This is a genomic window from Vibrio sp. KUL78 (assembly GCF_059725505.1).
Genome location: NZ_AP045837.1, coordinates 2,825,173 through 2,838,855 on the forward strand (window position 1 = coordinate 2,825,173; position 13,683 = coordinate 2,838,855).

Here is a 13,683-nt window from a genome sequence, read left to right on the forward strand (position 1 = left end):
TCAAGCTTAAAAATACAAAAAACCTCATAATACTCGTTTAAGTTTGAACATTATGAGGTTTAAATCGAAATCTTAGATAGAAGCCGTGACTTTCTCGATGAGCTCTGCAGGGAATTCCATCATGGTCATTACCTGCTCGACCATTTGTCTCTTACGACTGGTGTTGGTGTTGGTAATCACCCAAAACGGCGTATTTGGAATGGCTTTTGGTTTCGTTGTATTGCCACTCCCTAGCAGAGTCGCTTCATTGTTAGCGAAGTAGACACGCTTGCGACCTTTCACTTGCGTCGCCTCTGAAAAACCTTCTGGATTCAAGCGATGCAAAGTAGACAAGACCAACATAAAGCGGTCAATCGCTTTCTTAAGGCCAGCAAACTCGTCTGAAATCAGTAGAGAGCGCATCTCTTTTACTGAATCAACAGCTTCTACTTTCGGTGCCTCTTTACTCACGACAATCGTCTTAGCGGCAGCGGGTCTCTTTTCCGTCTCGGCTGCATCTACCTTTAATAAACGTCGTAAGATATCTGAAGCACTTTCGCCAATGTGGTGGGTCTGGCTTGCAATGTAACGGTATAGATCCTCATCAACCTCAATTGTTTTCATTCGCTTTTCACAATCTCTATGTTTAAACTCTGGATGATTATAACGAGTTCCGCGATGAACCTCCACGTTAAACACATCACGAATAACAGAAAATGTCAGCTTTATTAAACTACAAAAGAGAAGGTCACGGCGCGCCAGTCGTTCTCATCCACGGACTATTTGGTGACCTCAATAACCTTGGCGTGCTTGCTCGAGAACTTAAGCAAGATCATGATGTCATCAGCATCGATCTTCGCAATCACGGGCGTTCGTTTCACAGCGAAGAACATAGCTATTCATTAATGGCGAACGATATCATTGAGTTACTTGAAGAACTTAATGTAGAACACCCGATTATTATTGGTCACTCCATGGGTGGAAAGGTCGCGATGAAGCTTTGTGATTACGACTACCCCATCCAAAAACTCGTGGTAATGGACATGTCTCCGGTCAAATACGACACCCGACGACATGACAACGTGCTCGCTGGGCTGAATGCCGTTTGTCAGCAAACACCAAAGACACGCGGCGAAGCCATGGCAGTAATGAGTGAACACATCGAAATGGAAGGAGTTAGGCAGTTTCTCGGTAAGTCGCTCTATAACACCGGTGAGCACATGGGATGGCGTTTTAACCTCAAAGGTCTAGAGCAAAATTACATGCAGATACTCGACTGGCACCCAATCCGTAAGACCGAGACGCCTGTCCTGTTTCTAAAAGGTGCCGACTCTGACTACCTCCAAGCGGATCATCAGCAACAGATTCAACAGCAGTTTGGTCAGGTAAAGGTCCACATTGTCGCGAACACGGGTCACTGGCTGCACGCAGAAAAGCCAAACGAGGTATTGCGAGCGATACGCAAATTCATCTAATTTTGACCTACATCGTAAGCAGGTTGATTTCCATGGATTAACTTTACCGAGTAACAATGGTATAGTTCCGCGCAAGCATATTGGCACAAAGGAATACCATGCTTTACGACTATATAGATAAACTCGAGTCCATTGGTTTGGATCTATTGTTTGCGTCCATCTTTTTTCTGATCGGTATGGCAATCAAAGATGTACTAAAACAAGGCAATGTCCCCGTGTTTGGTCGACGTATTGTGTGGCTTGTGCTGTTCTTAGGCTGTGCAGGTTTTGTCGCGAAAGGCATTATTCAGCTTAGCTGGGAAGGCACAGGACTGGGCTAATCGCCACTGTTCCTGAATCCAACGAAGACAGATAAAAAGGTACTGAATCTATGGCAAGTGTAGGTCTATTCTTTGGTAGCGATACTGGCAACACAGAAGCTATTGCAAAGATGATCCAAAAACAATTGGGTAAACAGCTCATCCACGTTCAAGACATCGCTAAAAGTAGTAAAGAAGACATCGATAACTTCGATCTGCTTCTACTTGGTATCCCGACTTGGTATTACGGCGAAGCTCAAGCAGATTGGGATGACTTCTTCCCTGAGCTAGAGGGCATCGACTTCTCTACTAAGCTAGTGGCTATCTTCGGCTGTGGTGACCAAGAAGATTACGCAGAGTACTTCTGTGATGCGATGGGTACAGTACGCGACATCGTTGAAGGCAAAGGTGGTACTATCATCGGTTACACTTCAACAGATGGCTACGAGTTTGAAGCGTCAAAAGCACTTGTTGAAGGCGACGAATCTCAATTTGTTGGTCTGTGTATCGACGAAGATCGTCAACCAGAACTGACGGATGAGCGCGTATCGAGCTGGACTAAGCAGCTTTATGAAGAGATGTGCCTAGCAGAGCTAGAAGACTAATTCTTCATAAACCTAAAAAAACCTCCTATTGGAGGTTTTTTTGTATCTAAAGCAGTAAAACTCTATGCTCCCACTGATTCAATATCACTGGCTTGCATTTCTCGATACTCAGCCTTTTTACGAATATACAGCTTACGCTGAATAGTCGATACAACCTCGCCCTTGTTGTTCTGGATATGAGTAACAAATTCAGGAAAGCACTTTTCTCCAGTGGCAGTGCTCTGCAAAATGTCATCCAACATGTCCTGACTCACCACAAATTCGGCTCGAAGATCGGAAAATCCCGGCTTAATAAAATCGATACTCGCTTCTTTATCCCATACATAATACTGTTCGCGCAATATCCCCATCAGCATCAAAGAGTAGATAGGATCCGTCATTGCAAAAATGCTGCCACCAAACTGAGAGCGGTTGGCATTCTTGTTCCACCAGCGCAGCTTCAAACGAACCTTCACAGAACGAAAATCCTCACTGATCTCTTCAATGCGTATGCCCGCCCCCCAAAAAGGTGGCCAAATATTCAAAGCAAACTTAACGTATTTAGGTTTATAAATTTTTGCTAATCGTCTATCCATAACTACAACTCTTCACCAGATGTAAATAAATTGTAACTGGTCAGATGTGTTTGTAAAGTGACATAGTTCTGCTTCTATGTTAATAGTTAGTAACCCTTTGAAGTTCGTGGTTTATTGTTACGCTGTAGTACCCTATAATGAATGGATACATGAAATCTGTTTATTGCTGCAGATCATCACAGGAAAGTTTATGTCAGACAATAACAAGGCACTTAAGGACGCGGGACTGAAAGTCACGTTGCCAAGACTTAAAATTTTAGAAGTACTGCAGAAGCCAGAGTACCAACACATTAGCGCAGAAGACTTGTATAAGAAGCTTATCGACCTTGGCGAAGAGATCGGTCTAGCAACAGTTTATCGAGTATTGAACCAATTTGATGATGCCGGCATTGTCACTCGTCACCATTTCGAAGGCGGCAAGTCAGTATTTGAACTATCAACTCAGCACCACCACGACCACCTAGTGTGCCTAGACTGTGGTGAAGTCATTGAGTTCTCTGACGACCTAATCGAAACTCGTCAGAAAGAAATCGCGGCTAAATACAACATCGAGCTAACGAACCACAGCTTGTACCTATATGGTAAGTGTGTTGGTGGCGCGTGTAAGACAGATCCTAAGGCGCACAAGCCTAAGTAAGTCTTTATTTGGATATGAAAAAACCAGCCTGATGGCTGGTTTTTTTGTGGGTTGGGTTTGGTGAGCGCTGTTTTTACCCCTCCTAGCCTCCCGGCTACGCGCCCCGCTTTTAAGGGGAGGAACTACTGGCTGGCTCCTATCGTCGCATCGCCTCAAATTATATCAGCGATGCGCAGCGAGCCTGTTGTTCTCCCCCTTTATAAGGGGAAGCTAGAGGGGATAAGCTCTACCAGCTCTTAAACCTACTTCCCTTCAATCTTCGCCCAAGTATCACGAAGACCAACCGTGCGGTTAAACACCAAAGACTCAGCAGTAGAATCTTTAGAGTCCGCACAGAAGTAACCCATACGCTCAAACTGGTAACCTTGCTCAGCTTTCGCTGCCGCTAGGCTTGGCTCAACAAAGCCGTTGATCACTACCAGTGAGTCTGGGTTGATGGTTTCAGCAAAGTTATCTGCCGCTGCTGGGTTAGCAACGGTAAACAGGCGATCATATTGACGAATCTCTGCTGGAAGACCTTTGTCCGCTGATACCCAGTGGATTACGCCTTTCACTTTACGACCATCCGCTGGATTTTTACCTAGCGTTTCTGGATCGTAGCTACAGAAGATAGTGGTGATGTTACCTGCATCGTCTTTCTCGATGCGCTCAGCTTTAATCACATACGCGCCGCGCAGACGTACTTCTTTGCCTAGCACCAAACGCTTGTACTTCTTGTTCGCTTCTTCGCGGAAGTCTTCACGTTCAATCCAAACTTCACGAGTAAATGGTACTTCACGAGTGCCCATTTCTTCTTTGTTTGGATGGTTAGCAAGAGTCAACGTCTCACCTTCGCCTTCGTAGTTCTCGATAACAATCTTAACTGGATCAAGAACGGCCATCGCACGAGGTGCGTTCTCGTTTAGGTCATCACGAATACAAGACTCTAGTGAACCAAACTCGATCATGTTCTCTTGCTTAGTCACACCAATACGCTTACAGAACTCGCGAATTGACGCAGGCGTGAAGCCACGACGACGCAAGCCAGAGATAGTCGGCATGCGAGGGTCGTCCCAACCGTTAACCAGTTTCTCTGTCACAAGTTGGTTTAGTTTACGCTTCGACATTACCGTATATTCAAGGTTTAGTCGGCTGAACTCGTACTGACGAGGCTGACAATCGATAGTGATGTTATCTAGAACCCAGTCGTATAGACGACGGTTGTCTTGGAACTCAAGCGTACATAGTGAGTGCGTAATGCCTTCTAGCGCATCTGAAATACAGTGCGTGAAGTCATACATCGGGTAGATGCACCACTTGTCACCTGTCTGATGGTGCTCAGCAAAACGAACACGGTATAGAACAGGGTCGCGCATCACCATGAACGATGAGCCCATGTCGATTTTTGCACGTAGACATGCTGTACCTTCTTCGAAGCCACCGTCACGCATCTTCTCAAACAGCGCTAGGTTTTCTTCAACTGGACGGTCACGGTAAGGGCTTGGCTTACCTGGTGCGGTTAGCGTACCACGGTACTCGCGGATCTGCTCTGGACTTAGCTCTTCAACGTACGCTAAGCCTTTGTTAATTAATTCAACCGCATACTCGTAAAGCTTGTCGAAGTAGTTAGATGAATAGCACACTTCACCTGACCAATCGAAGCCTAACCAGCTTACATCATTCTTAATTGACTCAACGTATTCAACGTCTTCTTTTTCAGGGTTGGTGTCGTCAAAGCGCAAGTTGCACTGACCCTGGTAGTCCTGAGCAATACCGAAGTTCAAACAAATAGATTTCGCGTGACCGATGTGCAGGTAACCATTCGGCTCCGGCGGGAAACGAGTATGCACGCTAGTATGCTTGCCATCCGCTAAATCTTTATCAATGATTTGGCGAATAAAGTTCGATGGACGAGCCTCAGCTTCACTCATCTATAACACCTCTATGTTTTAAGTATTGTCAGATATATAAACGCTAATGATCCACAATTCTTTGAGAAACCTCAACAAGATCTCGCATTTTCATTAGATTATTTTAGTACTGAATTATGAACAGGTAACACAGGCGGTTCTACAGGCACAAAAAAAGCCTCTCGGGGGAGAGGCTTTGGTATGGAAATCAATGAGTCAGAGTGATTATGGCAGTTTCACTTCTGATAGGTCTTCACCAGCGCCGATAGACTTCATTTCACCAGCGATGATTTCAGCTAGAGGGCCAAGGATAACTTGTAGGTTGTTTTCACCTAGTTTAACCACACCCTTCGCACCAAGTTTCTTAAGTACTGCTTCGTCAGCAACAGAGCGGTCTTTAAGTGTTAGGCGTAGACGAGTGATACAAGCATCGATTGACGTTAGGTTGTCATGACCACCTAGCGCTTTTAGGTATTGGCGAGCTAGGTCGCCGTTTTTGCCTTCGCCAGCTGCAACTTCTACTGCTTCGTCATCATCTTCACGACCAGGCGACTTCAGGTTGAATGCGCGGATTGCGAAGCTGAAAGTGAAGAAGTATAGAGCACCAAAACCTAGACCGATGATAAGTAGCATGAATGGTTTCGTTGCTAGACCCCAGTTCAGTACGAAGTCGATTAGACCAGCAGAGAAACCGAAGCCGTGTAGCGTACCAAACATGTTCGCTACGACTAGAGATAGACCCGTGAACACTGCGTGCATTGCGTATAGTGCAGGTGCTAGGAATACGAACATGAATTCTAGTGGTTCAGTGATACCTGTTAGGAAAGAACAGAATGCTACTGAGAATAGAGCGCCACCAACTTGACCACGTTTTTCAGCAGGTGCTGCTAGGTACATAGCTAGTGCTGCACCTGGTAGACCAAACATCATTACTGGGAAGAAGCCGTTCATGAATACGCCAGCGCCTTTGTCGCCGCCGAAGAAGCGGTGTAGGTCACCAGACTTCACTGTTTCAGTAACTTCTTTAACTGTTGCTGTGATTTCAGGCGTTACTGAGTTAGCGAATTCAAATGTATGAGACTGACCAGCAACTAGAGACTTAGCAAGAGCTGGGTCAACACAAAGCTGTTGTAGTGCAGGTAGAGCTTGGCCAGCTGCTTGCGCGCCAGTTACCATGATCTCTTGACATGTACCCATACCGAACCAGAAGTAAGAGTTAAGTACGTGGTGCAGACCAACAGGGATAAGCGCACGGTTTAGTGTACCGTAAACAAACTGACCTACTGCGCCAGATGTAGATACTGCGTGTGCTAGAGCATCTAGACCGCCTTGGATTGAAGGCCAAACCACACCAGAGATCGCACCAGCTACTAGAGCAAACAGACCTGCCATGATAGGTACAAGACGCTTACCTGAGAAGAATGCTAGCCATTCTGGTAGGCGAGTAGCGTGGAATGCGTTATATGAGTGACCAGCGATGATACCTGCGAAGATACCGCCGAAGAATGACATGTTAACGCTTGCATCAATTGTGGTTGCTGCCGCTGTTAGTGAGAAGTAAGCAACTGCACCAGCAAGACCTGCTGCACCGTTACCATCTTTAGATAGACCAATCGCGATACCTAGACCGAAAAGTAGTGGTAGCTGACTGAAGATTGCATTACCTGCAGCCGCCATAAATGGAACGTCTAATAGATCAGGTTGGCCCAAACGTAGTAGAAGCGCCGCAATTGGAAGCGTTGCGATAGGAAGCATCAATGCTTTACCTAGCTTCTGCGCATATCCTAGAATATTCACCTTAAGTTCCCCCTATAGGATTTGAATTTTTTTGGACGACTTATTTTAGCCGTTCAATTTAGTCCTTTTCAGTGTATGGAATTAAATTCGCCCCGCAAATTAAAACCTTATCATTTGTGATCCTAATCACCAGTTTTTGCCAAAATTCAGGCTTTTTGCTAGCGAGATCATAAAACTTATTTTATCATACGAAAAAATGGTCAAATCTAAGTAGGATTTCCATAGTGAGAGTTGCAAAGAATGGCGGTTAAACTGCGATATAAATCAAGTTTTCAACAACCGTTCATATAGAAAAAATGACAATAACTCTCGATTAATCATTAAGTTACTTTGACCATATTAACTATTTATAACTTGCTGACTTAAAATTCGCCCTGTTACTAAGTGCTAGAAATCAAGTAAAATCAATACGATTAATCTCAGCGATGTAACAAGCTAGAAAGAATACAACACAAGGATTCGCTAACTATGTATGCATTAACGAACTGTAAGGTCTTCACTGGTTCTGATGTTCTCACCAATCATGCAGTGCTTATTGATGGAGAAGACATCCATTCTATCGTTCCTGACTCTGAACTGTCTTCGTCAATCGAACGTGTGGATTTGAATGGCGCTAACCTAAGCCCAGGTTTTATTGATCTGCAGCTTAACGGTTGTGGCGGAGTGATGTTTAACGACGAAATCACCGCAGATACAATTCACACCATGCATAGAGCTAACCTAAAGTCGGGTTGTACCAGCTTTCTGCCAACTCTGATTACATCGTCAGATGAGAATATGCGTCAGGCGCTATCGGCAGCTCGTGAGTACCACGACCAATATAAGAACCACTCTCTAGGTCTACACCTCGAAGGTCCATATTTAAACGTCGCGAAAAAAGGCATCCACAGCCCAGATTTCATTCGTCAGTCTGACGACGCAATGATTGACCTTATCTGCGAAAATCGCGATCTCGTTGCCAAGGTAACACTGGCCCCTGAGCAAAATGCGCCAGAGCACATCGAAAGACTTCACAATGCAGGTATCGTGGTTTCTATTGGTCACACCAATGCGACATACGAACAAGCTCGCCTGGGCTTTGAGTCAGGCATCACCTTTGCGACGCACTTGTTTAATGCGATGACTCCAATGACAGGTCGTGAACCTGGCGTCGTTGGCGCGATTTATGACACACCAGATGTCTACGCCGGTATCATCGCTGACGGTTTTCATGTCGACTATGCGAATATTCGTATCGCGCATAAAGTGAAGGGCGAAAAGCTCGTATTAGTGACGGACGCCACAGCTCCGGCGGGTGCTGACATGGAATACTTTATTTTTGTCGGTAAGAAAGTATATTACAAGGATGGTAAGTGTGTGGATGAAAATGGCACCTTGGGTGGCAGCGCACTGACCATGATAGAAGCGGTTCAAAATACAGTAGAACACGCTGGTATCGCTTTGGACGAAGCTCTACGTATGGCTACGCTCTACCCTGCGAAAGCGATGGGTATCGAAGGCAAACTCGGTCGTATCAAAAAAGGCATGGTTGCTAACCTGACTGTGTTCGACAGAGACTTCAATGTTCAAGGCACGGTTGTTAACGGACAATACGAGCAAAATTAAGCATGAATGGCGGACAAATAGGTAACGTAGATTTAGTAAAACAACTCAATAGCGCAGCGGTTTACCGTTTGATAGACCAGCAAGGTCCTATCTCGCGCATTCAAGTTGCAGACGTCAGCCAACTGGCTCCTGCAAGTGTTACCAAAATTACCCGCCAATTGCTTGAACGCGGCCTTATCAAAGAGGTCGCTCAGCAAGCTTCAACCGGGGGCCGACGTGCGATATCGTTGACCACCGCTGTTGAACCCTTCCACTCCGTTGCAGTCCGCTTAGGCCGTGATTACATCTCTTTCTCACTTTATGACCTGGGTGGCAAAGAGCTTGCGTTTGCCCATAAAGAGCTTTACTACACCAATCAAAACGAGCTGAGTGAAGGCTTAATCACTGAAATCCGTGAGTTCCTTAAACAACACAGCCCGAAGATCGATCAGCTTATTGCCATTGGCGTTACCCTGCCAGGTTTGGTCAACCCAACCACAGGTGTTGTGGAATACATGCCAAACACCGATATCGACAAACTCGAGCTTGCAGATCTTGTGAAGCAGCAGTTTAAGGTAGAGTGTTTCGTTGGTAACGACGTTCGTGGCCTAGCACTTGCTGAACACTATTTTGGTGCCAGCCGTGATTGCCAAGATTCAATTCTTGTCAGCGTTCACCGAGGCACTGGTGCCGGCATTATTGTCAACGGTCAGGTTTTCTTAGGGCACAACCGTAACGTTGGTGAGATTGGTCATATCCAAATCGATCCACTTGGCGAGCAGTGTCAATGTGGCAACTTTGGTTGTCTAGAAACCGTAGCGGCTAACCCTGCAATTGTTAAGCGAGTTCGCACCCTCATCGAACAAGGCTATGAGTCAACGCTTGCACTCAAAGAGCACATCACTATAGAAGATGTCTGCTCTCACGCACTCAATGGTGACGAACTGGCGAAACAGAGCTTAGTTCGCGTGGGTAATCAATTAGGTAAAGCGATTGCCATTACGATTAACCTATTCAACCCACAAAAAGTCATCATCGCTGGCGATATTACCATGGCGAAAGACATCCTTTTCCCTGCAATCCGCCGCAATGTCGAGAATCAATCGCTAACCACCTTCCATAGCGACCTACCCATTGTTGCCTCAGAGATAGACAAGCAGCCAACCATGGGTGCTTTCGCGATGATCAAGAGAGCAATGCTCAACGGCGTTTTGTTACAAAAACTACTTGAAGATTGAACAAGTGTAATGAAATTCCGCAGCACCTAAGCGGTAATTTCGAGTAGAATAGACGACCACACGCATGTGTGGTCTTTTTTTGTGGAAAACTAATAGAATAATATGGAACTGATTCTAATCACCGTCGCCTTTATTGCAGGCTTTCTCGCTCTCAAATGCCAATTGCCCCCTTTAGTCGGCTTTTTGCTCGCAGGCTTCTTGCTGCATAACTTTGGCTTTGAATCAACGTCGACCATCACCACACTGGCAGACCTTGGGGTCACCTTACTGCTATTTACTATCGGTCTTAAGCTCGACGTTAAAACACTGCTGTCCAAAGAAATCTGGGCCGGCGCGACCGTCCACAATCTACTTTCCACCCTACTCTTTGCCTTACTACTTCTGGGACTAAAATTCCTTGGCGTGACCAGTTTGGCAACGCTAGGCATCGATCAACTGATATTGCTTGGCTTTGCTCTCTCTTTCTCGAGTACTGTTTTTGCGGTGAAGACACTGCAAGAAAAAGGGGAAATGAATGCCACCTACGGCACACTGGCGATCGGTATCCTGGTTATGCAGGATATCTTTGCAGTTATCTTCTTAACCGCATCGACGGGTAAGTTCCCTGAATGGTATGCCATAGCCCTCTTTGGTTTACCGTTATTGCGTCCAATTATGTTCAAGCTGCTCGACAAAGCGGGTCACGGAGAAATGCTAGTACTGAGTGGTATTTTCTTTGCTCTGGTTATGGGGGCGGGTCTGTTCGAACTGGTTGGCATGAAACCAGATCTTGGCGCACTAATCCTTGGTATGCTGCTCGCTTCTCATCGCAAGGCGTCTGAGCTGTCTAAGTCACTCTTTAACCTCAAAGAGCTGTTCCTGGTCTGCTTCTTCCTGAATATTGGTTTAGCTGAGGAGCCGACCATGCAAGGCTTTATCCTTGGTGTGTTGCTGCTGCTCTTGCTACCGCTCAAAGGCATTCTGTACTTCGTGGTGATCAACGCATTTAAATTCCGTGTCCGTACTTGTCTACTAACCACACTCACCTTATTCAATTTTAGTGAGTTTGGACTGATTGTTGGCGGCCTTGCCTTTAAGCTCGGCTGGATCTCTGGCGATATCTTGGTGGCATTAGCGATATCGGTATCACTATCATTCATCATCTCTGCCCCGCTCAACCGCGTGGGTCACAGCATCTATTTGCGCTCAGCAAAATGGCTGAAGGAGCAAGCAGCAGAGAAAATTAACACTCGAGATCAGTTTATCAACCCAGGTGAAGCACAGGTACTGATTCTAGGGATGGGTCGAATCGGCAGTGGAGCTTACGATGAGCTCTATGAACGCTACGGAAAAGTAAGCTTGGGAGTGGAAGTTCGCGAAGAGGCCGCTGCCGATCACCAAGCTAAAGGTCGAAATGTTATCGCTGGTGATGCGACTGACCCCGATTTTTGGGAACGTATCCTTGATACCGCCCATGTAAAGCTGGTACTTCTGGCGATGCCGCACCACCAAGGTAACCAAACAGCGCTAGAGCTACTTCAGAAAAAACAGTTCAAGGGACAAGTCGCAGCCATTGCCGCTTATCCAGATCAATTGGCGGAACTTGAAGAAATGGGAGTCAACGCTGCGTTTAATATCTACAGCGAGGCAGGTAGTGGTTTTGCTCGCCATGTATGTGACCAACTGCAGCCGAATCTAAAGTAAGCCAAATTTATCAATTAAACAGCCGCTAAATAGCGGCTGTTTTGCTTTTAGCGACCAAAAAAGCACCCAAACATTGATTTCATTCATCAAAAATGGATTTTATTTAAATAATTTCTAACTAACATCGCCTTTTATTCTATTTTTCATTGTTCACGGTTGCTTTTTTTTGTGCAGATGGCAAATTGAACTCAACAGCGTTAAATTTCATCAAAAAGGAAGTTGTATGTGTTCAGTATTTGGCATTTTAGACATTAAAAGTGATGCAGCCGCTCTACGCCCAATCGCGTTAGAAATGTCTAAAAAGCTTCGCCACCGTGGTCCTGATTGGTCAGGTATCTATGCTTCAGATAAAGCAATTCTTGCGCATGAGCGCCTAGCTATCGTTGGTCTTAATAGTGGTGCACAGCCACTTTACAGCCAAGATAAAAAACACATCCTTGCAGTAAATGGTGAAATCTATAACCACAAAGAAATTCGTGCTCGTTACGAAGGTAAATACGAGTTCCAAACGGATTCTGACTGTGAAGTTATTCTAGCGCTCTATGAAGATATGGGGGCAGATCTGCTTGAAGAGCTAAACGGTATCTTCGCATTCGTACTGTACGATGAAGAAAAAGATGAGTACCTAGTGGGCCGTGACCATATCGGTATCATCCCACTTTACCAAGGCTATGACGAGCATGGTAACTACTACGTTGCTTCAGAAATGAAAGCACTGGTACCAGTTTGTAAAACCATTAGTGAGTTCCCTCCTGGTTGTTATTACGGTTCCAAAGATGCAGAACCTCAGCGTTACTACATCCGCGACTGGAACGAATACGCGGCAGTTCAAGGTAACACCACCAGCAAAGAAGAGCTGACGGAAGCCCTTGAAGCAGCGGTTAAGCGCCAGCTTATGACTGACGTACCTTATGGTGTGTTGTTGTCTGGTGGCCTAGATTCTTCTATCACCTCAGCGGTTGCAAAACGTTTTGCGGCAATGCGTATTGAAGACGATGAGCAATCTGCAGCATGGTGGCCACAGCTTCACTCATTCGCTGTAGGTCTTGAAGGTGCTCCAGATCTTAAAGCAGCTCGTGAAGTTGCTGATCAAATCGGTACCGTTCACCATGAGATGACCTACACAATCCAAGAAGGTTTGGATGCGATTCGTGATGTTATCTATCATATTGAAACCTATGACGTCACCACCATCCGCGCCTCAACACCAATGTTCTTAATGGGTCGTAAGATCAAAGCGATGGGCATTAAGATGGTGCTATCTGGCGAAGGTGCTGACGAGATCTTTGGCGGCTACCTTTACTTCCACAAAGCGCCAAACGCCAAAGAGTTCCACGAAGAGACTGTGCGTAAACTACTCGCACTGAACATGTTTGACTGTGCTCGTGCCAACAAGTCGCTTGCAGCTTGGGGTGTAGAAGGTCGCGTTCCATTCCTAGATAAAGAATTTATCGACGTGGCTATGCGCCTGAACCCAGAAGATAAGATGTGTGGTAACGGTAAGATGGAAAAACACATTCTTCGTGAGTGTTTTGAGCATTACCTACCAGAATCAATCGCATGGCGTCAAAAAGAGCAATTCTCTGATGGCGTTGGCTACAGCTGGATTGACACGCTAAAAGAAGTGGCTGAAGCTAAGATCACTGATCAACAAATGGAAACCGCGGCATTCCGCTTCCCATACAACACACCAACAACGAAAGAAGGTTATGCATACCGTGAAATCTTTGAAGAGTTGTTCCCGCTAGAGTCAGCAGCGAAGTGTGTACCGGGTGGTCCATCTGTCGCTTGTTCTTCAGCGAAAGCAATTGAATGGGATGAGTCATTCCAAAACTGTGTTGACCCATCGGGTCGTGCGGTTCAAGCCGTTCACAACGACGCTTACTAAGATACAAAAAACCAGCTTCTGAACTGACCCCCAA

At 45.7% G+C, this 13,683-nt stretch carries 12 protein-coding genes; 8 read left to right on the plus strand and 4 right to left on the minus strand.

Annotation, left to right across the window (positions count from 1 at the left end; genetic code table 11):
• Positions 1–72 precede the first annotated feature (72 nt).
• A complete protein-coding gene (seqA, locus tag AC6I8Y_RS13190; protein WP_498020318.1) occupies positions 73–603 on the minus strand; it encodes a replication initiation negative regulator SeqA in 531 nt (176 codons plus the stop codon).
• 92 nt (positions 604–695) lie between these two features.
• Between seqA and AC6I8Y_RS13195 the strand changes: the two genes are divergently transcribed.
• The 3 genes from AC6I8Y_RS13195 to fldA all read left to right on the plus strand — a co-directional run bounded on the left by AC6I8Y_RS13195 (position 696) and on the right by fldA (position 2,358).
• The gene (locus AC6I8Y_RS13195; protein WP_498020319.1) at positions 696–1,454 is read left to right on the plus strand and encodes an alpha/beta fold hydrolase; all 759 of its coding nucleotides are present in this window, start codon (positions 696–698) and stop codon (positions 1,452–1,454) included.
• Positions 1,455–1,552: 98 nt separating this feature from the next.
• Positions 1,553–1,774, plus strand: coding sequence for a DUF2788 domain-containing protein (locus AC6I8Y_RS13200; protein WP_042496654.1), 222 nt, complete (start codon positions 1,553–1,555; stop codon positions 1,772–1,774).
• A 50-nt stretch (positions 1,775–1,824) separates the two neighbouring features.
• A complete protein-coding gene (fldA, locus tag AC6I8Y_RS13205; protein ID WP_042473660.1) occupies positions 1,825–2,358 on the plus strand; it encodes a flavodoxin FldA in 534 nt (177 codons plus the stop codon).
• Positions 2,359–2,420: 62 nt separating this feature from the next.
• On the opposite strand, the gene AC6I8Y_RS13210 is transcribed toward fldA, so the two are convergent.
• A complete protein-coding gene (locus AC6I8Y_RS13210) occupies positions 2,421–2,933 on the minus strand; it encodes a DUF4442 domain-containing protein (RefSeq protein WP_498020320.1) in 513 nt (170 codons plus the stop codon).
• Positions 2,934–3,123: 190 nt separating this feature from the next.
• On the opposite strand from AC6I8Y_RS13210, the gene fcrX reads away from it, so the two are divergent.
• Entirely contained in the window at positions 3,124–3,570 is a 447-nt protein-coding gene (gene fcrX / locus AC6I8Y_RS13215) for a ferric iron uptake transcriptional regulator FcrX (protein WP_252012297.1), read from the plus strand.
• A gap of 242 nt (positions 3,571–3,812) precedes the next feature.
• Here fcrX and glnS read toward each other — a convergent pair whose 3' ends face one another.
• Positions 3,813–5,480, minus strand: a complete 1,668-nt coding sequence (gene glnS, locus AC6I8Y_RS13220) for a glutamine--tRNA ligase (protein WP_498017748.1) — start codon at positions 5,478–5,480, stop codon at positions 3,813–3,815.
• A 204-nt stretch (positions 5,481–5,684) separates the two neighbouring features.
• Entirely contained in the window at positions 5,685–7,256 is a 1,572-nt protein-coding gene (nagE, locus tag AC6I8Y_RS13225) for an N-acetylglucosamine-specific PTS transporter subunit IIBC (protein WP_394150771.1), read from the minus strand.
• Positions 7,257–7,724: 468 nt separating this feature from the next.
• Between nagE and nagA the strand changes: the two genes are divergently transcribed.
• From nagA to asnB, 4 genes are all read left to right on the plus strand, one after another.
• The gene (nagA, locus tag AC6I8Y_RS13230) at positions 7,725–8,861 is read left to right on the plus strand and encodes an N-acetylglucosamine-6-phosphate deacetylase (RefSeq protein WP_498020321.1); all 1,137 of its coding nucleotides are present in this window, start codon (positions 7,725–7,727) and stop codon (positions 8,859–8,861) included.
• Between the two features lie 2 nt (positions 8,862–8,863).
• Positions 8,864–10,078, plus strand: coding sequence for a DNA-binding transcriptional regulator NagC (gene nagC / locus AC6I8Y_RS13235; RefSeq protein ID WP_234495280.1), 1,215 nt, complete (start codon positions 8,864–8,866; stop codon positions 10,076–10,078).
• Positions 10,079–10,180: 102 nt separating this feature from the next.
• Positions 10,181–11,761, plus strand: coding sequence for a cation:proton antiporter domain-containing protein (locus AC6I8Y_RS13240; RefSeq protein WP_498020322.1), 1,581 nt, complete (start codon positions 10,181–10,183; stop codon positions 11,759–11,761).
• Positions 11,762–11,984: 223 nt separating this feature from the next.
• On the plus strand, positions 11,985–13,649 hold the full coding sequence (gene asnB / locus AC6I8Y_RS13245; RefSeq protein ID WP_234495278.1) for an asparagine synthase B: 1,665 nt from the start codon (positions 11,985–11,987) through the stop codon (positions 13,647–13,649).
• Positions 13,650–13,683 lie beyond the last annotated feature (34 nt).

What these genes read in the sequence shown, in the direction of transcription:
- asnB (WP_234495278.1), top strand. Translation starts at nt 11,985, where the DNA reads ATGTGTTCAGTATTTGGCATTTTAGACATTAAAAGTGATGCAGCCGCT.
- AC6I8Y_RS13210 (WP_498020320.1), bottom strand. Translation starts at nt 2,933, where the DNA reads ATGGATAGACGATTAGCAAAAATTTATAAACCTAAATACGTTAAGTTT.
- AC6I8Y_RS13200 (WP_042496654.1), top strand. Translation starts at nt 1,553, where the DNA reads ATGCTTTACGACTATATAGATAAACTCGAGTCCATTGGTTTGGATCTA.
- fldA (WP_042473660.1), top strand. Translation starts at nt 1,825, where the DNA reads ATGGCAAGTGTAGGTCTATTCTTTGGTAGCGATACTGGCAACACAGAA.
- fcrX (WP_252012297.1), top strand. Translation starts at nt 3,124, where the DNA reads ATGTCAGACAATAACAAGGCACTTAAGGACGCGGGACTGAAAGTCACG.
- seqA (WP_498020318.1), bottom strand. Translation starts at nt 603, where the DNA reads ATGAAAACAATTGAGGTTGATGAGGATCTATACCGTTACATTGCAAGC.
- AC6I8Y_RS13195 (WP_498020319.1), top strand. Translation starts at nt 696, where the DNA reads ATGTCAGCTTTATTAAACTACAAAAGAGAAGGTCACGGCGCGCCAGTC.
- glnS (WP_498017748.1), bottom strand. Translation starts at nt 5,480, where the DNA reads ATGAGTGAAGCTGAGGCTCGTCCATCGAACTTTATTCGCCAAATCATT.
- nagC (WP_234495280.1), top strand. Translation starts at nt 8,864, where the DNA reads ATGAATGGCGGACAAATAGGTAACGTAGATTTAGTAAAACAACTCAAT.
- nagA (WP_498020321.1), top strand. Translation starts at nt 7,725, where the DNA reads ATGTATGCATTAACGAACTGTAAGGTCTTCACTGGTTCTGATGTTCTC.
- AC6I8Y_RS13240 (WP_498020322.1), top strand. Translation starts at nt 10,181, where the DNA reads ATGGAACTGATTCTAATCACCGTCGCCTTTATTGCAGGCTTTCTCGCT.